This is a genomic window from Burkholderia mayonis (assembly GCF_001523745.2).
GTDB lineage: Bacteria > Pseudomonadota > Gammaproteobacteria > Burkholderiales > Burkholderiaceae > Burkholderia > Burkholderia mayonis.
The window spans coordinates 537,881-558,883 of record NZ_CP013386.1; the positions used below are offsets into that span (position 1 = coordinate 537,881).

Annotated in this window: 12 protein-coding genes, 2 tRNA genes and 3 rRNA genes; 16 read left to right on the plus strand and 1 reads right to left on the minus strand. The window is 61.5% G+C overall.

Features of this window, described 5'->3' with window-relative positions; genetic code table 11:
* Positions 1–41: 41 nt before the first annotated feature.
* The 9 genes from WS70_RS02780 (at position 42) to WS70_RS02825 (ending at position 11,845) form a co-directional block, all read left to right on the plus strand.
* Positions 42–818, plus strand: a complete 777-nt coding sequence (locus WS70_RS02780; RefSeq protein WP_059471603.1) for an enoyl-CoA hydratase — start codon at positions 42–44, stop codon at positions 816–818.
* A 578-nt stretch (positions 819–1,396) separates the two neighbouring features.
* Positions 1,397–2,929 (plus strand): 16S ribosomal RNA (locus tag WS70_RS02790).
* Between the two features lie 61 nt (positions 2,930–2,990).
* A tRNA-Ile gene (locus WS70_RS02795) sits at positions 2,991–3,067 on the plus strand.
* Positions 3,068–3,106: 39 nt separating this feature from the next.
* Positions 3,107–3,182 (plus strand) — tRNA-Ala (locus WS70_RS02800).
* Between the two features lie 345 nt (positions 3,183–3,527).
* Positions 3,528–6,407 (plus strand): 23S ribosomal RNA (locus tag WS70_RS02805).
* Between the two features lie 181 nt (positions 6,408–6,588).
* Positions 6,589–6,702, plus strand: a 5S ribosomal RNA gene (gene rrf / locus WS70_RS02810).
* The 16S, 23S and 5S rRNA genes sit together here with 2 tRNA genes alongside, the layout of an rRNA operon.
* A 141-nt stretch (positions 6,703–6,843) precedes the next feature.
* Entirely contained in the window at positions 6,844–7,743 is a 900-nt protein-coding gene (tnpA, locus tag WS70_RS33775) for an IS66-like element accessory protein TnpA (RefSeq protein ID WP_418230148.1), read from the plus strand.
* A 213-nt stretch (positions 7,744–7,956) separates the two neighbouring features.
* Complete coding sequence (locus WS70_RS02820; protein WP_059598084.1) at positions 7,957–10,032, plus strand: molybdopterin-containing oxidoreductase family protein; 2,076 nt, start codon at positions 7,957–7,959, stop codon at positions 10,030–10,032.
* A gap of 139 nt (positions 10,033–10,171) precedes the next feature.
* On the plus strand, positions 10,172–11,845 hold the full coding sequence (locus tag WS70_RS02825; RefSeq protein WP_059470660.1) for a long-chain fatty acid--CoA ligase: 1,674 nt from the start codon (positions 10,172–10,174) through the stop codon (positions 11,843–11,845).
* A 192-nt stretch (positions 11,846–12,037) separates the two neighbouring features.
* On the opposite strand, the gene WS70_RS02830 is transcribed toward WS70_RS02825, so the two are convergent.
* Positions 12,038–13,198, minus strand: coding sequence for a porin (locus WS70_RS02830; protein WP_059470661.1), 1,161 nt, complete (start codon positions 13,196–13,198; stop codon positions 12,038–12,040).
* Positions 13,199–13,479: 281 nt separating this feature from the next.
* On the opposite strand from WS70_RS02830, the gene coq7 reads away from it, so the two are divergent.
* The 7 genes from coq7 to WS70_RS02865 all read left to right on the plus strand — a co-directional run bounded on the left by coq7 (position 13,480) and on the right by WS70_RS02865 (position 20,998).
* Positions 13,480–14,106 carry a 2-polyprenyl-3-methyl-6-methoxy-1,4-benzoquinone monooxygenase gene (gene coq7, locus WS70_RS02835; RefSeq protein ID WP_010106632.1) on the plus strand — a complete coding sequence of 209 codons (627 nt, stop codon included), beginning with the start codon at positions 13,480–13,482 and terminating at the stop codon, positions 14,104–14,106.
* A 387-nt stretch (positions 14,107–14,493) separates the two neighbouring features.
* Complete coding sequence (mraZ, locus tag WS70_RS02840; RefSeq protein ID WP_010106631.1) at positions 14,494–14,922, plus strand: division/cell wall cluster transcriptional repressor MraZ; 429 nt, start codon at positions 14,494–14,496, stop codon at positions 14,920–14,922.
* A 23-nt stretch (positions 14,923–14,945) separates the two neighbouring features.
* Positions 14,946–15,887, plus strand: a complete 942-nt coding sequence (gene rsmH, locus WS70_RS02845) for a 16S rRNA (cytosine(1402)-N(4))-methyltransferase RsmH (protein WP_059470663.1) — start codon at positions 14,946–14,948, stop codon at positions 15,885–15,887.
* Positions 15,884–16,213, plus strand: coding sequence for a cell division protein FtsL (ftsL, locus tag WS70_RS02850; RefSeq protein WP_010106629.1), 330 nt, complete (start codon positions 15,884–15,886; stop codon positions 16,211–16,213). The genes rsmH and ftsL overlap by 4 nt, the downstream gene beginning before the upstream one ends.
* Entirely contained in the window at positions 16,210–18,054 is a 1,845-nt protein-coding gene (locus WS70_RS02855) for a peptidoglycan D,D-transpeptidase FtsI family protein (protein ID WP_059470665.1), read from the plus strand. The genes ftsL and WS70_RS02855 overlap by 4 nt, the downstream gene beginning before the upstream one ends.
* On the plus strand, positions 18,051–19,595 hold the full coding sequence (locus WS70_RS02860; protein WP_059470666.1) for a UDP-N-acetylmuramoyl-L-alanyl-D-glutamate--2,6-diaminopimelate ligase: 1,545 nt from the start codon (positions 18,051–18,053) through the stop codon (positions 19,593–19,595). Before WS70_RS02855 ends, WS70_RS02860 begins: the two co-directional genes overlap by 4 nt.
* Positions 19,592–20,998 (plus strand): UDP-N-acetylmuramoyl-tripeptide--D-alanyl-D-alanine ligase, encoded by a 1,407-nt coding sequence (locus WS70_RS02865; protein ID WP_059470667.1) that lies wholly within the window; start codon positions 19,592–19,594, stop codon positions 20,996–20,998. The genes WS70_RS02860 and WS70_RS02865 overlap by 4 nt, the downstream gene beginning before the upstream one ends.
* The last annotated feature ends 5 nt before the right edge of the window (positions 20,999–21,003 follow it).

Consider the following 21,003-nt stretch of genomic DNA (forward strand, 5'->3'; position numbering starts at 1 on the left):
CGTGTGCGGCATTTCATGTTTCATTGATCGAGGAGAAGCAGATGGCTTACGAAAACATCCTGGTGGAGACGCGAGGCCGGGTGGGGCTGATTACGCTGAATCGTCCGAAGGCGCTGAACGCGTTGAACGACGCGCTGATGGACGAGCTCGGCGCGGCGCTCAAGGCGTTCGACGCGGACGAGGGCATTGGCGCCATCGTGCTGATGGGCAGCGAAAAGGCGTTCGCGGCCGGCGCGGACATCGGGATGATGGCGACCTATTCATACATGGATGTCTTCAAGGGCGACTACATCACGCGCAACTGGGAGACGGTGCGTCAGATCCGCAAGCCGATCATTGCGGCGGTGGCAGGTTTTGCGCTGGGTGGCGGCTGCGAGCTCGCGATGATGTGCGACATCATCTTTGCGGCAGACACCGCGAAGTTCGGTCAGCCCGAAATCAAGCTCGGCGTGCTGCCGGGCGCGGGCGGAACGCAGCGCCTGCCGCGTGCGGTGTCGAAGGCGAAGGCGATGGACATGTGCTTGACCGCGCGCTTCATGGATGCGGAGGAGGCTGAGCGCGCTGGCTTGGTGTCTCGGATCCTGCCGGCGGACAAACTGCTCGACGAGGCGCTTGCCGCAGCGACGACGATCGCCGAGTTCTCGCTGCCTGCCGTGATGATGGCGAAGGAGGCGGTCAATCGCGCATACGAGACCACGCTTGCGGAAGGCGTGCACTTCGAGCGTCGCTTGTTCCATTCAGCGTTCGCGACTGAAGATCAGAAGGAAGGGATGGCGGCGTTCGTCGAGAAGCGCAAGCCGGTCTTCAAGCATCGCTGAAATCGGGACAAGCGCCGCGCACCTTTGGTCCTTGTGGTGCGTCGTCACTCCAGTGCGCGCGATTCCCCGTTCCGCGCTTTGCGAGCTCGGAACGGGGGGATCAAATTTCTTTCGGAAAGGGGCTTGCGCGAAAGCGGAATGGTGCCTAGAATCACGCCTCTTTCGCGGTAACGGAAACGCGACGCGAAAGAAGAAGTGGGAGGTTCCGGCGCTTGAGGCGAGACGGTTGGCGGGTTAGTCGACCGAGGGTGCGGGAAGGTGATTGAGGCGGTGCGCGACGGGGCAGTAAAAAGTTGTTGACGCGCTGCAAATAAGTGATCATAATCTCATTTCTCTGCTGCAGACAACGCAGCGCTGCTGAGAAGGCGGTCCGAGGTAGGAAGTACTTCTCGCAGATGTGCTCTTTAACAATGAACAGCCGATAAGTGTGGGCGCTTGATGGAGCGGGCGATCTTCGGATCGAAAGCGAAAGTATCAAGAGTCTCACACTAAAGTAAGTCAGGTTTGTGAAGCAATTCACGACCTGTCAGCTTTGAGTGAGCGACCGGTTGGAAACAACCGAAAACAGTAACAGGTTTGAACTGAAGAGTTTGATCCTGGCTCAGATTGAACGCTGGCGGCATGCCTTACACATGCAAGTCGAACGGCAGCACGGGTGCTTGCACCTGGTGGCGAGTGGCGAACGGGTGAGTAATACATCGGAACATGTCCTGTAGTGGGGGATAGCCCGGCGAAAGCCGGATTAATACCGCATACGATCTGTGGATGAAAGCGGGGGACCTTCGGGCCTCGCGCTATAGGGTTGGCCGATGGCTGATTAGCTAGTTGGTGGGGTAAAGGCCTACCAAGGCGACGATCAGTAGCTGGTCTGAGAGGACGACCAGCCACACTGGGACTGAGACACGGCCCAGACTCCTACGGGAGGCAGCAGTGGGGAATTTTGGACAATGGGCGAAAGCCTGATCCAGCAATGCCGCGTGTGTGAAGAAGGCCTTCGGGTTGTAAAGCACTTTTGTCCGGAAAGAAATCATTCTGGCTAATAACCGGGGTGGATGACGGTACCGGAAGAATAAGCACCGGCTAACTACGTGCCAGCAGCCGCGGTAATACGTAGGGTGCGAGCGTTAATCGGAATTACTGGGCGTAAAGCGTGCGCAGGCGGTTTGCTAAGACCGATGTGAAATCCCCGGGCTCAACCTGGGAACTGCATTGGTGACTGGCAGGCTAGAGTATGGCAGAGGGGGGTAGAATTCCACGTGTAGCAGTGAAATGCGTAGAGATGTGGAGGAATACCGATGGCGAAGGCAGCCCCCTGGGCCAATACTGACGCTCATGCACGAAAGCGTGGGGAGCAAACAGGATTAGATACCCTGGTAGTCCACGCCCTAAACGATGTCAACTAGTTGTTGGGGATTCATTTCCTTAGTAACGTAGCTAACGCGTGAAGTTGACCGCCTGGGGAGTACGGTCGCAAGATTAAAACTCAAAGGAATTGACGGGGACCCGCACAAGCGGTGGATGATGTGGATTAATTCGATGCAACGCGAAAAACCTTACCTACCCTTGACATGGTCGGAACCCTGCCGAGAGGCGGGGGTGCTCGAAAGAGAACCGGCGCACAGGTGCTGCATGGCTGTCGTCAGCTCGTGTCGTGAGATGTTGGGTTAAGTCCCGCAACGAGCGCAACCCTTGTCCTTAGTTGCTACGCAAGAGCACTCTAAGGAGACTGCCGGTGACAAACCGGAGGAAGGTGGGGATGACGTCAAGTCCTCATGGCCCTTATGGGTAGGGCTTCACACGTCATACAATGGTCGGAACAGAGGGTTGCCAACCCGCGAGGGGGAGCCAATCCCAGAAAACCGATCGTAGTCCGGATCGCACTCTGCAACTCGAGTGCGTGAAGCTGGAATCGCTAGTAATCGCGGATCAGCATGCCGCGGTGAATACGTTCCCGGGTCTTGTACACACCGCCCGTCACACCATGGGAGTGGGTTTTACCAGAAGTGGCTAGTCTAACCGCAAGGAGGACGGTCACCACGGTAGGATTCATGACTGGGGTGAAGTCGTAACAAGGTAGCCGTATCGGAAGGTGCGGCTGGATCACCTCCTTTCTCGAGCTATCCGCGAAGTTGAGCGCTCACGCTTATCGGCTGTAAATTAAGACAGACTCAGGGGTCTGTAGCTCAGTCGGTTAGAGCACCGTCTTGATAAGGCGGGGGTCGTTGGTTCGAATCCAACCAGACCCACCAAGTTGTCTGGCGCAGGAAACCTGGGTGAAGTCTCTGTATGGGGGCATAGCTCAGCTGGGAGAGCACCTGCTTTGCAAGCAGGGGGTCGTCGGTTCGATCCCGTCTGCCTCCACCACAATCTTCAATGCGAAGTGCTTGGTTCGAACGTGAACCGAGGATTTGGCATTGGCGATTGAGCCAGTCAGAGTGATGCGAAAGTATCGGCTGTCGTTCTTTAACAATCTGGAAGAAGTAAGTAATTTGGATAGCGGAAGCGTCTTGAGATGGACGTGGAAGTTATCCGGGTTGTGATTGTATCGATGTATCTCAAGATGATTCGAACTTAATGTTCGGCTCAATTGGAATACGGCACACACGTAGTGTGGGCTCAGTGTAAGTGCTAGGCACTAACGCTGAGCGACACGCGAGAACTCAACCTGTAGCGACTGTAGCGTCGAAAGATGAGACAGACTCGTTATAGGGTCAAGCGAACAAGTGCATGTGGTGGATGCCTTGGCGATCACAGGCGATGAAGGACGCGGTAGCCTGCGAAAAGCTACGGGGAGCTGGCAAACGAGCTTTGATCCGTAGATGTCCGAATGGGGAAACCCGGCCCTTTTGGGTCATCCTAGACTGAATACATAGGTCTAGTGAAGCGAACGCGGTGAACTGAAACATCTAAGTAACCGCAGGAAAAGAAATCAACCGAGATTCCCAAAGTAGTGGCGAGCGAAATGGGAAGAGCCTGTACTCTTTATTTGTATTGTTAGCCGAACGCTCTGGAAAGTGCGGCCGTAGCAGGTGATAGCCCTGTAGGCGAAAACAGTATGAAAGAACTAGGTGTACGACAAGTAGGGCGGGACACGTGAAATCCTGTCTGAAGATGGGGGGACCATCCTCCAAGGCTAAATACTCGTGATCGACCGATAGTGAACCAGTACCGTGAGGGAAAGGCGAAAAGAACCCCGGGAGGGGAGTGAAATAGATCCTGAAACCGCATGCATACAAACAGTCGGAGCCTCGTAAGGGGTGACGGCGTACCTTTTGTATAATGGGTCAGCGACTTACGTTCAGTAGCAAGCTTAACCGAATAGGGCAGGCGTAGCGAAAGCGAGTCCGAATAGGGCGTTCAGTTGCTGGGCGTAGACCCGAAACCAGGTGATCTATCCATGGCCAGGATGAAGGTGCGGTAACACGTACTGGAGGTCCGAACCCACTAACGTTGAAAAGTTAGGGGATGAGCTGTGGATAGGGGTGAAAGGCTAAACAAACCTGGAAATAGCTGGTTCTCTCCGAAAACTATTTAGGTAGTGCCTCGTGTCTCACCTTCGGGGGTAGAGCACTGTCATGGTTGGGGGGTCTATTGCAGATTACCCCGCCATAGCAAACTCCGAATACCGAAGAGTGCAATCACGGGAGACAGACATCGGGTGCTAACGTCCGGTGTCAAGAGGGAAACAACCCAGACCGCCAGCTAAGGTCCCCAAATATGGCTAAGTGGGAAACGAAGTGGGAAGGCTAAAACAGTCAGGAGGTTGGCTTAGAAGCAGCCACCCTTTAAAGAAAGCGTAATAGCTCACTGATCGAGTCGTCCTGCGCGGAAGATGTAACGGGGCTAAGCCATATACCGAAGCTGCGGATGCGTGCTTGCACGCATGGTAGGAGAGCGTTCCGTAAGCCTGCGAAGGTGCGTTGAAAAGCGTGCTGGAGGTATCGGAAGTGCGAATGCTGACATGAGTAGCGATAAAGGGGGTGAAAGGCCCCCTCGCCGTAAGCCCAAGGTTTCCTACGCAACGTTCATCGGCGTAGGGTGAGTCGGCCCCTAAGGCGAGGCAGAAATGCGTAGCTGATGGGAAGCAGGTCAATATTCCTGCACCATTGTTAAATGCGATGGGGGGACGGATCGCGGAAGGTTGTCCGGGTGTTGGAAGTCCCGGTCGCTGCATTGGAGAAGGCACTTAGGCAAATCCGGGTGCGGAATTCAAGGGTGTGGCGCGAGCTCTTTAGGGAGCGAAGCAATTGGAAGTGGTTCCAAGAAAAGCCTCTAAGCTTCAGTTTAACAATGACCGTACCGCAAACCGACACAGGTGGGCGAGATGAGTATTCTAAGGCGCTTGAGAGAACTCGGGAGAAGGAACTCGGCAAATTGGTACCGTAACTTCGGGATAAGGTACGCCCTGGTAGCTTGACCCCCCTGCGGGGGAAGGGTGAAGGGGTTGCAATAAACTGGTGGCTGCGACTGTTTAATAAAAACACAGCACTCTGCAAACACGAAAGTGGACGTATAGGGTGTGACGCCTGCCCGGTGCCGGAAGATTAAATGATGGGGTGCAAGCTCTTGATTGAAGTCCCGGTAAACGGCGGCCGTAACTATAACGGTCCTAAGGTAGCGAAATTCCTTGTCGGGTAAGTTCCGACCTGCACGAATGGCGTAACGATGGCCACACTGTCTCCTCCCGAGACTCAGCGAAGTTGAAGTGTTTGTGATGATGCAATCTACCCGCGGCTAGACGGAAAGACCCCATGAACCTTTACTGTAGCTTTGCATTGGACTTTGAACCGATCTGTGTAGGATAGGTGGGAGGCTATGAAACCGGAACGCTAGTTTCGGTGGAGCCGTCCTTGAAATACCACCCTGGTTTGTTTGAGGTTCTAACCTTGGCCCGTGATCCGGGTCGGGGACAGTGCATGGTAGGCAGTTTGACTGGGGCGGTCTCCTCCCAAAGCGTAACGGAGGAGTACGAAGGTACGCTAGGTACGGTCGGAAATCGTGCTGATAGTGCAATGGCATAAGCGTGCTTAACTGCGAGACCGACAAGTCGAGCAGGTGCGAAAGCAGGTCATAGTGATCCGGTGGTTCTGTATGGAAGGGCCATCGCTCAACGGATAAAAGGTACTCTGGGGATAACAGGCTGATACCGCCCAAGAGTTCATATCGACGGCGGTGTTTGGCACCTCGATGTCGGCTCATCTCATCCTGGGGCTGTAGCCGGTCCCAAGGGTATGGCTGTTCGCCATTTAAAGAGGTACGTGAGCTGGGTTTAAAACGTCGTGAGACAGTTTGGTCCCTATCTGCCGTGGGCGTTGGAAGTTTGAAGGGGGCTGCTCCTAGTACGAGAGGACCGGAGTGGACGAACCTCTGGTGTACCGGTTGTGACGCCAGTCGCATCGCCGGGTAGCTATGTTCGGAAGAGATAACCGCTGAAAGCATCTAAGCGGGAAACTCGCCTTAAGATGAGACTTCCCCGGGGACTTGATCCCCTTGAAGGGTCGTTCGAGACCAGGACGTTGATAGGTCGGGTGTGTAAGCGCAGTAATGCGTTCAGCTAACCGATACTAATTGCCCGTAAGGCTTGATCCTATAACAAGTCTGTCTCGATAGCCGTTAGCGCTTCAGCGCTTACGGATATCGAGCGTCGAGTGCAAGGCACTCGACGTACGACGGTTGAAGTACCGCGTACGTGTGAGATACAGCTCACAACCCAACATTACTGCTTCTTCCCGATTGGTCGCGCTGCGATGCACCGCGACATCCCTCTTTGCCTGATGACCATAGCGAGTCGGTCCCACCCCTTCCCATCCCGAACAGGACCGTGAAACGACTCTACGCCGATGATAGTGCGGATTGCCCGTGTGAAAGTAGGTAATCGTCAGGCTCCCCCTCTCAGAACCCCCGCCCAGCCAGGCGGGGGTTTTGTTTTTTACGCCCACTCCCGTCGGATGTAAGCACCTCACGACGACCGTCGTAGACGACGGCGAGAACCGACATCAAAGTGGTGCCCATCATTTTCGATTTGATGGACATCACTGTGACAGAGCCGGAAGCCAAGCCGGGTAGCCGCAAGGGACGCCCGAATTATGATCGCGAGTTTCGACGCCGACTCGCCGCTGCGGCATGCGAGCCTGGTGCCTCGGTCGCAAAGCTGGCGCGCGAGAATGGCATCAATGCAAACATGCTGTTCACCTGGCGGCGCCGCTATCGCGAGCAATTGCAGGCCGAAACGATGTCGCTGATTCCAGTGGCGGTGGTGCATGAGACACACGCGCCGCGCATGGCGATGCCACCGGATGCAGGGGATGTCGGCAACCCGACTGCGCGAGCGGGGACGATCGAGATCCGGATCGGCGCAGTGGTGATCAAGGTCGACGGTGCCGTTGACGCCGATACCGAGGCGACCCGGGAGGTGCTCGAGCTGATCGGCGAACTCTACGGCATCGAGGCCCACATCCGCGGCAAACCCGCCGCTGAACGGCTGCGCGTGCGGCAGGAGAAAAGTGTGCCGCTGCTGGCAACCATCAAGACGTGGATGACGGACAAACTCGCGACGCTGTCGAAGAAATCCGATTTGGCCAAAGCGATCCGTTACTCGCTTAACCAGTGGGATGCCCTCGCGCTGTACTGCGAAGAGGGCCGTGCCGAGATCAGCAATGCCCTGGCCGAAAACGCGCTGCGATGTGTGAGTCTGGGTCGGAAGAACTTCTTGTTCGCCGGCTCCGATAGCGGGGGCCAGAGGGCTGCAGCGATGTACAGCCTGATCGGCACGTGCAAGCTGAACGGGATCAACCCGCGCGCTTACCTCGAATACGTGCTGACCCATATCGCTGACCACCCCATTAACCGCATCGACGAATTACTACCGTGGAACGTGGCAAGTAAGCTGCCAGGCAAGCCTTGCCCGCCTGCCTCCACGAGCTGATTGCCAGCGGGCGAACCCGAGCGACCGATACCCAATCATGCCTCACGTGCGCGTCGCATTGCGAACGGCCTTCGCGAGGTGCTTACTTTATACACGACCTCTTGGAAGGCGAAATTTCAGGAGAAGCTCAGCCTATTCGACATCCGGCCTCGAAAATTTTTGTTCTTTCCAAGCGTAAAATCGCCAAATCGACAAAAATCAGCGCGATAAAACATGAATCCCATCGCACAATTCGCTCGAGCCGTTTGTCCGCACGATTGTCCCGATACGTGCGCCATTCGTGTCACGGTCGAGAACGGTAAAGCCACCAAAATTGCTGGCGACCCCAATCATCCGCCGACGCAAGGCGTTCTCTGCACGAAAGTGAGCAGATATGCGGATCGTGTCCATCATCCGGAGCGGCTGACGATGCCGCTCAAGCGAGTCGGACGGAAAGGAGAGGGGCGATTCGAGCCGATCAGTTGGGACGAGGCGAACCGACTGGCGGCGGAGCGGCTCGCGGAAATTGCCCGCCGAGCTCCGGAAGCCATCGTCCCCTACAGCTATGCGGGAACAATGGGACTGATCCAGGGGGAGAGCATCGCGCAGCGCTTCTTCAACATGCTCGGTGCGTCGCGTCTCGAAAGAACGATTTGCTCGGCGGCCGGCGCCGCGGGGCTGCGTTATACGTACGGCGCCAGCGTCGGGATGCATTTCGAATTCTTCGAAGAAAGCGAATTGATCCTGATCTGGGGTGGGAATCCGATTGCCTCGAATCTTCACTTCTGGACGCGCGCTCAAGAAGCCAAGCGACGCGGCGCACGCTTGATCGCAATCGATCCGTACCGGTCGCTGACGGCGGAGAAATGCCATCAGCACATCGCACTGAAGCCGGGTACGGATGGCGCGTTTGCGCTCGGAATGATGTATGTGCTGATCAACGAGAACCTCCTCGATCAGAACTATATCCGCGACCATACGCTCGGTTTCGATGCGTTGAAGGCGCGCGCGATGACTTTTCCACCCGAACGCGCGGCCGACATCTGCGGCGTGACGGCTGAATTGATCGTCGAACTGGCTCGCCTTTACGGGCACACACGCAAGGCGTCGATCCGTCTTAATTACGGCATGCAGCGTGTGCGCGGCGGCGGCAATGCGGTTCGCGCAATCGCCAGCTTGCCCGCGCTAACCGGAGCGTGGCGCGACCGTGCGGGCGGGCTGCTCCTGTCCTCGTCCGAATGGGCACCGGTCGATGCAGTCGCACTCGGGCGCCCCGATTTGCTGCCCGATTGGCCGAATAAGCTGCCACGATCGATCAATATGAATACAATTGGCGACGCGTTGCTGCATCCCGGCGATGCGGATTTCGGGCCGAAGGTCGAGGCGATCATCGTCTACAACTCGAATCCGGTCGCGGTTGCGCCCGACTCGGAGAAGGTCGCCGCCGGCTTCGCGCGGGAAGACCTGTTCACGATCGTTTTGGAGCAGTTCAAGACAGATACCGCCGATTACGCCGATCTTTTGCTGCCGGCCACGACTCAGCTCGAGCATCTCGACGTCCATAAATCGTACGGTCACACCTACGTGATGGCGAACTTGCCATCGATTGCGCCGATCGGCGAAGCGCGGCCGAACACGGAAATTTTCCGCGGCATCGCACGCAGCATGGAGTTCGAGGAGCCCGCGCTCTACGACGACGATGAAGCGCTCGCGAAGGCGTCGCTACGCTGGGACGATTCGTCGCTGCAAAGCGACTGGGACACGCTCAAGCAAGCCGGCTGGCTCAAGCTGAAGCTCGCCGACGCGCCGTTCGCAAACGGCGGCTTTCGGACGCCGTCCGGAAAGTGCGAGTTCTACAGCAAGCGTCTCGCCGAAATGGGGCTCGATCCATTGCCGGACTACCTGCCGCCGTATGAATCGGCGGACGGCGCGCCCGAACTGGCCGCCCGCTATCCGCTTGCGATGATCTCGCCACCTGCGCGTCATTTCCTGAACAGCACGTTCGTCAACGTTGCGAGCCTGCGCGCGACGGAGGGCGAGCCGCACCTCGACATCCATCCGGCCGATGCCGCGCAGCGCGGCATCGCCGACGGCGACGCGGTGCGAATCTTCAACGACCGCGGCTCGCTGCGCGCAATGGCTCGTGTGACCGACCGCGCGCGGGAAGGGCTCGTCGTCGGCCTGTCTATCTGGTGGAAGAAGCTCGCGCCGGACGGGCGCAATGCGAATCAAGTGACGAGCCAGGCGCTGACCGATCTCGGCCGCGGCGCGACGTTCTACGATTGCCTGGTCGAGGTCGAGCGAGGGTGACGCGGTTCGCCGGCTGGCGCCCGGATATCGTTACCGGAGTTGGAAAGGAGTGTCTAACCCGGTTGTATCGAAGGGGCCGACCCGTTACGATGCCATTTTTTAGCACGACCATTCGAAAATCAATGAGGAGACGCGCCGCATGGACAGAATTTGGCTGAAATCGTATCCGCCCGGCGTCCCGGCCGAAATTGACGCGTCCCAGTATTCGTCCGTCCCCGATCTGCTCGACGAGAGCTTTCGTCTTTATCGGGACCAGAAGGCGTTCATCTGTATGGGCAAGGCGATCACGTACAGCGAGCTGGATACGCTGTCGCGCAAGCTCGGCGCGTGGCTCCAGTTCCGCGGCCTGTCGCGCGGCGCGCGGGTCGCGATCATGATGCCGAACGTGCTGCAATATCCGGTGGCGATCGCCGCCGTACTGCGCGCGGGCTACACGGTCGTCAACGTCAATCCGCTCTACACGCCACGCGAACTCGAGCATCAGTTGAAGGACAGCGGCGCCGAGGCGATCATGATCCTCGAGAACTTCGCGACGACGCTGCAGTCGGTGATCGCAAAGACGTCGGTCAAGCATGTCGTCGTCGCCTCGATGGGCGATCTGCTCGGCATGAAGGGCGTCCTCGTCGACTACGTCGTGCGCCGCGTGAAGAAGATGGTGCCAGCATGGAGCCTGCCGTCGTACACGCGCTTCAACGCGGCGCTTGCCGCGGGTGGCCGGCAAACCTTCAAGCCGGCGAAGCCGGGACCCGACGACGTTGCCTTCCTCCAGTACACGGGCGGTACGACCGGCGTCGCGAAGGGCGCGACGCTGCTTCATCGCAACATTGTGTCGAATGTGCTGCAGGCGCAGGCTTGGCACGAGCCGGCGCACGCGAAACGGTCGGAAGTGAAGCAGTTCATTACCGTGATCGCGCTGCCGCTTTATCACGTGTTCGCGCTGACGGTCTGCGGGCTGCTGACGCTGCGCACGGGCGGCACCGGGATCCTGATCCCGAATCCCCGCGACATCGCTGGCATGATCAAGGAACTGAAGGGCTACCAGATCACCACGATCCCGGCCGTCAACACACTCTACAACGCGCTGCTGAACCATCCGGATTTCGATCAGCTCGACTTCTCGAAGCTCGCGGTCGCCAATGGTGGCGGGATGGCGATCCAGGAAAGCGTCGCGAAGCGTTGGTACGAGAAGACGAAGACGCCGATCGTCGAAGGCTACGGCTTGTCCGAGACATCGCCCGTCGCGACTTGCAACCCGGTCACTGCGACCGAATATAGCGGCACGATCGGCCTGCCGTTGCCGTCGACCGAAATCGCGATTCGCGACGACGCGGGCGACGACGTGGCGCTCGGTCAGCCCGGCGAGATTTGCATCCGCGGTCCGCAGGTGATGGCGGGCTACTGGAACCGCCCGGACGAAACCGAGAAGGTCATGATGCCGGACGGCTTCTTCAAGACGGGCGACGTCGGCGTGATGGACGAGCGCGGATACGTGAAGATCGTCGATCGTAAGAAGGACATGATTCTCGTGTCCGGCTTCAACGTCTATCCGAACGAGGTCGAGGACGTCGTCGCGTCACACCCGGGCGTGTACGAAGTCGCGGCGGTCGGCGTGCCTGACGAGCATTCGGGCGAGGCAGTGAAGCTCTTTGTCGTGAAGAAGGATCCGGCGCTCACCGACAAGGACGTGCTCACCTATTGCAAGGACCGCCTCACCGGTTACAAGCGGCCGAAGTACGTCGAATTCCGCACCGATCTGCCGAAGACCAACGTTGGCAAGATCCTGCGTCGCGAGCTGCGCGACGGCAAGGCGTAACGCGCAGCCGTTGCCATCCGCTTCGGGCGGGGTGCCGTCGTCGTCCGGCTCGACGCCCCCGCGACGCGCAACGGCCTTGATTCGCTTGCTTCTTTCCTGCGCGAGCGGTTCCTCGGCTCCCCGGCAATTGCATCGATAAAAAAGGCGCCCGAGGGCGCCTTTTAAGTTACTGCAGAGAGTGTTACCCGCTTATTAGAACTTGTGGCGGATGCCGACGCGCGCAGTGAACTGGTTGCTGTTCGACGACGGCGTCAGGCCGTTGATCGCGGCGGTCGCCGGGCCGACCGTGTTGCCGTCGGCTTCGATCACGTTGCCCGAAGCATGCTGGTACACCCCGATCACGTAGACGTCGGTGCGCTTCGACAGGAAGTAGTCGACGCCGACTGAGCCTTGGTGATACTTGGCGGCCGACGAACCGGCGATCTTGCTGCCTTGCGTGTAGTCATACGCCGCGCCGGCGAGGAGCGCCGGGGTCAGCTGATACTTGAAGTTGATTTCCGCGTTGTTGAACGTCGCGGTCTGGTTCGGGAACACCGTGCTCGCGAACTTCATGAACTTGATGTTCGAGTACGTGACGCCGACCGTCGCCGCGCCGAACGAGTAGGCGCCGCCCGCACCGATCACCTGGTACGTGTGGGCCGACGCGTAGCCAGCGTAGACCGGGGTCGTCACGGCAGCCGGCGTGCTCGACGTCGTGTTGTTGCCGAACAGGCCGCCAGCCGTCGACGGCGTGCGCGCGTTCAGGTAGCCGACGCCCAACACGAGCGGGCCGTTCGTGTAGCCGGCGCCGAGCGACCACGTCTGGTTGCGGCTGAAGTCGCCGGCGACGCCGCCGAAGCTGTACAGGCCGCCGAACGTAAGACCGCCGTAGTTCGCGCTCGTGAACTTGACTGCGTTGTTCACGCGATAGGCGTTGTTGAAGTTGTCGAGGTCGCCCGGGTGAGCGGCGATGTAGCCGCCCCACTGATCGCCCGCTTCAAGCGGACCGACGAAGTCGACGACGGAGTCGTACTGACGGCCGAGCGTGACGGTGCCGAAGCCGCTTGACAGGCCGACGTAGGCCTGACGGCCAAATTCGAGGCCGCCCTGGTTCAGCTTGCCAGAATTCACATCGAAGCCGTTTTCGAGGACGAACAGAGCCTTCAGGCCGCCGCCCAGGTCTTCCGTACCACGCAGGCCCCAGCGGCTACCTTGCATGACGCCGCTCGACAGGTTGTACAGGTGTTTGCCACCTGCGTTGGTGTTGATGTTGAAGCCTTCATCGATGATACCGTACAGCGTCACGCTGCTTTGCGCATGAGCCGCGCCAGCAAACGCGCTCAGCGCGACGAGCGCGAGAAGCGACTTTTTCATTAAAAGATCTCCAAGGATGACAAATTTATTGTGGCGGGGCCGGTGGTTGTTTTTGATGGCGATACCCGCTTGAACTTCGTATGAAGCCGCTCGTAATGTAGCAAAAGGACTTTTTGGGACAAAGAGAAAGCGCAGTGCGCGCGTTCCTCATGTTTCCTTTACGCAACAATGGTTAAAATCACGGGTTAACCGCTATTTTCGAGCGCTACCTTGGTGAGTAGCCGCAATAAAATTGTTACGAAATCCTTACGGCGTGCAATGTGCCCGCGCGGAGAAACGTGATGGTGTTTGACGAATTGATCAGTGAATTTGACCGGGGTCTGCGCTCCATTACGGGCGTGAGCCGGATGAGCCGCCCGGTGCCCGCGTCCGCCGCTGCGGCGCCCGCCGAGCTCACGGCTGCCGAGCGCAAGCATGCGGCAGGGCTGATGCGGGTGAATCACGTCGGCGAAGTGTGTGCGCAGGCGCTCTATCAGGCGCAGAAGCTCACGACGTCGTCGTCCGAATTGAAGGAGATGTTCGAGCATGCCGCGCGCGAGGAAGAGGATCATCTCGCGTGGACCGCGCATCGTCTGAAGGAGCTCGATTCGCGGCCGAGCCTGCTGAATCCGCTGTGGTATGCGGGAGCGCTCGCGATCGGCGTCGTCGCCGGACGACTCGGCGACAAGGTGAGCTTGGGCTTCATGGCCGAGACGGAGCGCCAGGTCGAGAGCCATCTCGACAGCCATCTGTCGGAGTTGCCGGCGGCCGACGTCGAGTCGCGCGCGATCGTCGAGCAGATGCGCGCCGACGAGGTCAAGCACGGCAAGGCCGCGACCGACGCGGGCGGCATCGAGCTGCCGATGCCGGCGCGCATGCTGATGCGCGCCGCGTCGAAAGTCATGACAAGCACTGCATACTATCTATGAGACATACGCCGGGACGGCCGCACGCGCGGCGTCCCGGCAGACGACGGAAACCCGCCTCTTTTCCCGCGCCGTTCCCCCCGCCGAAATGCCTGCTGCCGCGCCCATCTGGGGCGTGCTTCTCATGTACCACATTCACAAGATGCACTAGCCCATTCATTTATAACGCTTTTTAGTATGAGGGTCAGTTTGAGGGGGTGAGCGTAAGTCCTTGTTCTGACTAACAAAATTCGTCAAAAAAACGAATGTCTCCCTTGACCGCCCATAGGCGTTCCTCTAAAGTGGGAGACAGTGTGAGAAAGTGTATTTTTGTGTGATTTGCCGGGTTTTTCCGGCTAGATTCGCAGCATTGGGCGGGTACTTCGGTGCCCTGATCGGGAGAGCGGAAAAGTGTTCCAAGGGGCGTCGGCGCTGACGCTCGATGCGAAAGGGCGGATGTCGGTGCCGTCTCGCTATCGCGAAGCGCTGCAAGGACAGGCAGAAGGACGGGTGACTGTGACCAAGCACCCGGACGGCTGCCTGTTGCTGTTTCCGCGCCCCGAGTGGGAGGTGTTCCGCGCGAAGATCGCTGCGCTGCCGATGGATGCGCATTGGTGGCGCCGTATTTTTCTCGGCAACGCGATGGATGTCGATCTCGACAGCGCGGGCCGGATTCTGGTGTCTCCCGAGCTGCGGATGGCGGCCGGGCTGGAAAAGGAAGTCATGTTGCTGGGAATGGGTAGTCACTTCGAGCTGTGGGACGCGCAGACCTACATCGCGAAGGAGCAGGCGGCGATGGCGCAGGGCATGCCCGACGCGCTGAAGAATTTCACGTTCTGATTGCGGTGACGGAGACGCCCGCGATGGGAAACGAATTGCAGCATCTCACGGTGCTGTTGGATGAAGCGGTCGATGCGCTCGTGACGCGGCCCGACGGCGTCTACGTCGACGGCACGTTCGGACGCGGCGGCCATAGTCGCGCGGTGCTCGGGCGCCTGGGCGCGGCGGGCCGGCTGATCGCGTTCGACAAGGATCCGCGCGCGATCGAGACGGCGAAGGGCATCGAGGATGCGCGCTTCGAGATCGTCCATGACAGCTTCGCGGCGTTGAAGGACGCGCTCGAAGCGCGTGGGGTAGGGCGAGTGTCCGGTGTGCTGCTGGACCTGGGCGTGTCGTCGCCGCAGGTCGACGACCCGGAGCGCGGCTTCAGTTTCCGCGCGAACGGTCCGCTCGACATGCGGATGGATCCGACGCGCGGCGAGTCGGCGGCGGAGTGGCTCGCACGGGCGTCGGTGCAGGAATTGACGGAGGTGATACGAGATTATGGGGAAGAACGGTTTGCTTTTCAGATTGCAAAGGCGATTGTTGCTCGCCGGGCAGAGTCCGACCGTCTCGGGCCTCTCGACAGCACGGGCGAGCTTGCCCAAATCGTGGGTCACGTCGTCAAGACCCGTGAGAAGGGCAAGGATCCGGCAACCCGCACCTTTCAAGCTATACGGATTCACGTCAATCAAGAGCTTGCGGACCTGCAAGTCGTTCTAGAGGCAGCACTGTCGTCGTTGGAGCAAGGGGGCCGGCTGGTGGTCATCAGCTTTCATTCGCTCGAGGATCGGATCGTCAAGCGATTCATGCAGACGCACGCCAGCGCGCCTGTGGTCGATCGCCGCTTGCCGATCCGCGCCGTCGACCTGCCCAGCCCGCCGCTCAAGCTGCTCGGTCGCAAGTTCCCGAGCGACGCGGAAGTCTTGGCCAATCCGCGTGCCCGTTCGGCGGTGATGCGCATCGCGGAGCGCGTCGCGCCATGAGCCGCCTCAACATCTTCCTGCTGATCATCGTGATGGGATGCGCGCTGTCGGTCGTCAATTCGACGAATCAGCAGCGGCAGATCTTCATTCAGTTGCAGCGCGCGCAATCGCAGGAGCATCAGCTCCAGCAGGACTACGCGCAGCTTCAATATCAACAGAGCGCACTGTCGAAGACGTCGCGCATCGAGCAGCTCGCGACGAGCTCGCTGAAGATGCAGTCGATCACGACAGGGCGCACGCAGTACCTCACGCTTTCGCCTGGCGCGGCGAAGGCGGTCGACGCGCCGCTGCCGGCGTCCGCGGCATCGCAGGGGGGCGCGCGATGAAGCCCGCGTCGAAGCGCACGCAAGGCGTGAAGTTCGCATCGAGCCCGGTGCTGTCGGTCCATCTGCCGATGTGGCGCTCGAAGCTCGTCGTGTTCATGCTGTTCATGGCGTTCGTCGCGCTCGCCGTGCGCGCGTTCTGGATCCAGGGGCCCGGCAACGCGTTCTATCAGAAGCAGGGCGAAAGCCGCTATCAGCGCACGCTCGAATTGCCGGCGACGCGCGGCAAGATTCTCGATCGCAACGGTCTCGTGCTCGCGACGAGCCTGCCCGTGCGCGCGATCTGGGCGATTCCGGCCGACGTGCCCGACGACCTCGGCGCGGACAAGGTCGACGCGCTCGGCAAGCTGCTGGGGATGACGACGAAGGAGCTGAAGGCAAAGCTGTCGGAAGACAAGACATTCGTCTACGTGAAGCGCCAGGTGCCGCTCGACGTCGCCGACCAGGTCGCGAAGCTCGACATCCCCGGCGTCTATCAGCGCGGCGAATACAAGCGCTTCTATCCGGAAGGCGAAATCACCGCGCACCTGATCGGCTTCACGAACGTCGAGGACGAAGGGCAGGAGGGCGTCGAGCTCGCCGATCAGAAGCTGCTCGTCGGCACGCCGGGCAGCCGTCACGTGATCAAGGACCGCGTCGGGCACATCGTCGAGGACGTCGACGCGCAGGTGCCGCCGCACAACGGCAGCGACGTCGGCCTGTCGATCGACAGCAAGATCCAGTACATCACGTACACGAACCTGAAGGCGGCCGTCGAGAAGTTCCACGCGAAGGCGGGCGCGGCGATGGTGATCGACGTGCAGACGGGCGAGGTGCTGTCGCTCGTCAATTATCCGACGTATAACCCGAACGATCGCTCGCACCTGACGGGCGAGCAGCTACGCAACCGCGTGCTGACCGACGTGTTCGAGCCGGGCTCGATCATGAAGCCGTTCACGGTGTCGCTCGCGCTCGATTTGCATCGCGTGACGCCGAACACGCTCGTCGACACGGGCAACGGCCATTTCGTGCTCGACGGCGCGCCGATCACCGACGACTCGGGCTTCGGCACGCTGACGGTCGGCGGTGTGATCCAGAAGTCGAGCAACATCGGCGCGACGAAGATCGCGATGACGATGAAGCCCGAGGAAATGTGGAATATGTATACGAGCATCGGCCTCGGGCAGGCGCCGAAGGTCGGTTTCCCCGGCGCGGCCGCGGGCCGGCTGCGTCCGTGGAAAAACTGGCGGCGGATCGAGCAGGCGACGATGTCGTACGGCTACGGCCTGTCGGTGTCGCTGTTCCAGCTCGCGCGCGCGTACACCGCGATCGCGCACGACGGCGAGCTGATGCCCGTCACGATCTTCAAGACGAACGACGCGCAACCCGCGACCGGTCCGCGGATCTTCTCGCCGACGACGGCCCGCGAGGTACGCGCGATGCTCGAGTCCGTCGTGTCGCCGCAGGGTACGTCGCCGAACGCGGCGGTGCCGGGCTATCGCGTCGGCGGCAAGAGCGGCACCGCTTACAAGCAGGTCGGCCGCGGTTATGATCACAAGAAGTATCGCGCGTCGTTCGTCGGGATGGCGCCGATGCCGAATCCGCGCATCGTCGTCGCGGTGTCGGTCGACGAGCCGACGATGGGCGGCCACTTCGGCGGCCAGGTGTCAGGCCCCGTGTTCTCGGCGATCGCCGGCGATACGCTGCGCGCGCTGAACGTGCCGCCCAACATGCCGGTCAAGCAGCTCGTCGTGTCGGACGACACGGCGAGCGCCGCCGCCCCGCAGAAGCTGGCCGGCGCCGCGCCTGCAAAACACATGATCGTGTCGAGCACGACACACAACCGTCCTGGAGTAGTTCGATGAGCGCCGCGCGCAGTTCTCATCCGGCGCATCAACAGATCGCAGCCGCGCTCGCGTGGCTGCGCGCCCATGTCGCGTCCGGCGCGCAGTTGCACGCCGACACGCGCAGCCTGCAAGCGGGCGACGCGTTTGTCGCCTATGCGGTCGACGGCGCGGACAATCGTCCGTTCATTGCCGACGCGCTCGCGCGCGGCGCCGCCGCCGTGCTGTACCAACCCGAAGGTTTTGCGGCAGCCGGCCTCGATCCGGCGACGTCGCTCGCCGTGCCCGCGCTCGACGAACTCGCGGGCGAGATCGCGAGCGGCTGGTACGGCGATCCGAGCGACGCGCTCTTCGCGGTTGGCGTGACGGGCACGAACGGCAAGACCTCGTGCACGCAATGGATCGCCGCCGCGCTCTCCGCGCTGCATCAGCCGTGCGCGGTGATCGGCACGCTCGGCAGCGGAATGCCCGGCCAGCTCGTGCACACGGGCTTCACGACGCCCGACGCGCCGCAGCTGCAGCGCAGCCTCGCGCAGCTGCGCTGCGCGGGCGCGCAGGCGGTTGCAATGGAAGTGTCGTCGCACGCGCTGCATCAGGGGCGCGTGAACGGCACCGCGTTCGACGTCGCGGTATTCACGAACCTGACGCAGGACCACCTCGATTACCACCGCACGTTCGAAGCGTACGAGGCGGCGAAGACGAAACTCTTCGCATGGCGCGGGCTGCGCTTGGCGGTCGTTAATCGCGACGATCCGGCCGGCCGCCGCCTGCTCGCGAATCTCGCCGGGCGCGTGCGGACGATCGCATACGGAATCGACGCGCAGCCGGCTGCGTCCGATGCGGACCGTGAGCTCGTCGCGACGAGGGTCCGCGCGACCGCGACGGGCACCGCATTTCATCTGACTTCTTCGTGGGGAGACGCGGACGTCGAGGTCGGCACGCTCGGCACGTTCAACGTGAGCAATCTGCTCGCGGTGCTCGGCACGCTGCTCGCGGCCGACGTGCCGTTCGACGCTGCGCTCGCCGAAATCGAGAAGCTCGAATCGGTCAACGGCCGGATGCAGCGGCTGGGCGGGCGGCTGCAGAACGACGAGCCGCTCGTCGTCGTCGACTACGCGCACACGCCGGACGCGCTCGAGAAGACGCTCGACGCGCTGCGCCCGATCGCGCGCGCGCGCGGCGGCGAGCTTGTCTGCATGTTCGGCTGCGGCGGCGACCGCGACGCGACGAAACGTCCGCTGATGGGCGCAATCGCCGAGCGCCTCGCGGACAAGATCGTCGTGACGAGCGACAACCCGCGCAGCGAGGATCCGCAGAAGATCATCGACCAGATCGCCGCCGGCATGCAGGACGCCGCGCGGGCGCGCCGCATCGAGGACCGCGCGAGCGCGATCCTGCAGGCGGTGCGCGGCGCCGCGCGCGAGGACGTCGTGCTGCTTGCCGGCAAGGGACACGAGGCGACGCAGGAAATCATGGGCAAGAAGCGCGCGTTCTCCGATCAGGATCACGCGCGCCTCGCGCTCGCCGCGCGCACCACGCAGACTCGCGGAGGCGGCGAATGACGATGCTGACCTTGCGCGAAGCCGCAGCGATGATTCCCGGCGCGACGGTGCTCGGCGACGAGCGCGTGTCGTTCGAGCGGGTGTCGACGGACAGCCGCACGGCGGGCCCGGGCGATCTGTTCGTCGCGCTGAAGGGTGAGCACTTCGATGCGCACGATTTCGTCGGCGATGTCGCTGCGCACGGGGCGAGTGCCGCGATCGTGTCGCGCAGCCCGGCCGAATGGAATCTGCCCGCGCTGAAGGTCGCCGACACGCGCGGCGCGCTCGGCGCGCTCGCGCACGGCTGGCGGATGCGCTTCGCGCTGCCGGTCGTCGCGGTGACGGGCAGCAACGGCAAGACGACCGTGAAGGAGATGATCGCGTCGATCTTCGCGGCGGCGGCGGGCGCCGATGCGCGGCTCGCGACAGCGGGCAACTTCAACAACGACGTCGGCCTGCCGCTCACGCTGCTGCGCCTCACCGCCGCGCACCGGCTCGCGGTCGTCGAGCTCGGGATGAATCATCCGGGCGAGACCGGGACGCTCGCGCGGATCGCCGCGCCGACGGTCGCGCTCGTCAACAACGCGCAGCGCGAGCATCAGGAATTCATGGCGACCGTCGAGGCCGTCGCGCTCGAGCACGCGGCCGTCATCCATGCGCTCGGACCGGACGGCGTCGCCGTGTTTCCGGCCGACGACGCGTACGCGAGCATCTGGCGCGTCGCGGCCACCGGCAACCGGATCGTCGATTTCGCGTTGCACGGCGCCGGCCGCGACACGCCTGCCGCCGTGATGGGCGTGCTCGACGGCAGCCGGCTTGCGATCGATACGCCGGACGGCCGCATCGACGTGCAGCTCAACGCGCTCGGCGAGCACAACGCACGCAACGCGCTCGCTTCGACGGCGGCGGCGCTCGCGGCCGGCGTGCCGCTCGCCGCGATCAAGCAGGGGCTCGAGGCGTTCGAGCCGGTGAAGGGGCGGCTGCAGGTGACGCGCGTGACGGTCGGCTCGCTCGCGGGCGCGACGGTGATCGACGACACCTACAACGCGAATCCCGATTCGATGCGCGCCGCGATCGACGTGCTCGCCGTGCAGTCGGCGCCGCGTGTGCTCGTGATCGGCGAGATGGGCGAAGTCGGCGACGAAGGGCCGGCGTTCCATCGCGAGATCGGCGCGTACGCGCGCGAGCGCGGGATCGACGCGCTTTACGCGCTCGGCGCGGCGACGCAGCCCGCATGCGAAGCATACGGCGCGGCCGCGCGGCGCTTCGACGATGCAGCGGCGCTGACCGCCGCGTTGCTCGCCGCGAATGTCGGCGCGCACGCGACGCTGCTCGTGAAGGGCTCGCGATTCATGAAGATGGAGCGCGTCGTCGGCGCGCTCGCGAACGAAACCGCGTCGGGCGCAGCGCCCGGCGCACATTGAGGAAG